Source organism: Bacillus sp. 7884-1 (assembly GCF_002272245.1).
GTDB lineage: Bacteria > Bacillota > Bacilli > Bacillales > Cytobacillaceae > Neobacillus.
Window position 1 is genome coordinate 1 of record NZ_NPDD01000330.1, and the last position, 965, is coordinate 965.

A 965-nucleotide genomic window follows, 5' to 3' on the forward strand; every position below is an offset into this window, starting at 1 on the left:
CATCACTCCATCTAAGGTCAGCATTTCTAAGATCGGCAGCTATAAGTAAAGCACCTCTTAGGTTTGCTCCCTTTAAATCCGTACCTCTTAACTTTGCACCTAAATAATCCATTCTCTGTCGTGTATTCTTTTTGCTTTTGCTTTTAGGTACTTGTGCACGAACCAAGTCACTTGTACGAATGAGTAACTTATTTACCTTTGATCTATGCTCCTCAACATCAATACTAAGTATATACTCTGGCCTTTTATTGGTTAGATTTTCTGTATCTTCAATACTCTGCTTTACTTCTTTATGAATCGGTTTAGCAGCATGGATTGTTAATACTTCATTTAAGTACCAAAGCATCTCATGTAGTTGCTGCACAATCGGATAAACATCAAACATCTCTTGCGCTATATCTTTGTTCGAGCGCCAGTCCATGCTTTTATATGTAACTTGAGATACCTTTTGTCCAGCTCCAAAACATTCATAAGCCGAACAGCCTCGAAACCCTTTATTCCGTAGGTCATTATGTATACCGCATAGGTAATTTGGTTGTAAGTTACGACAAGGAGTTCCGCCGTCTTTGTCAAAGGCGAAATCAGCAGATTTTGCATAAGGTAGAGCGACACAGCACAAGCCAAAGCAGTTTGCACAATCTGCGCGCAACTCTTTTAAAATATCGTCGTCTACTGTTAAAGTATTGGACAATTGAAACACTTCCTTCTATATAATAAGCCTAGCTTTTTTGTTCGTTTGAAAATCTTAGCTAGGTAATATCTTAACACAGAAAATACCCATTCGTCTTTTCCCATCTATGTTTGTATTCTATTCATTACGAAATCTATTAAAATCGTTCCCTCCTTACATATAAACGACACCGCACGGGCATATTCTCTGTCTATCGTTCCCTCTTTCCAAAAAAGCGACGACACACGGCCACGATTCTCCCCTTTGGACGACAAAAAAAACACAACCCTTATCA

The 965-nt window shown here is 38.7% G+C and carries 1 protein-coding gene; it reads right to left on the bottom strand.

Annotated features, from left to right (window positions below):
- The coding region (locus CHI06_RS28965) for a pentapeptide repeat-containing protein (protein ID WP_095252073.1) at window positions 1–691 on the bottom strand (691 nt) is incomplete at its 3' end.
- Window positions 692–965: the final 274 nt, after the last annotated feature.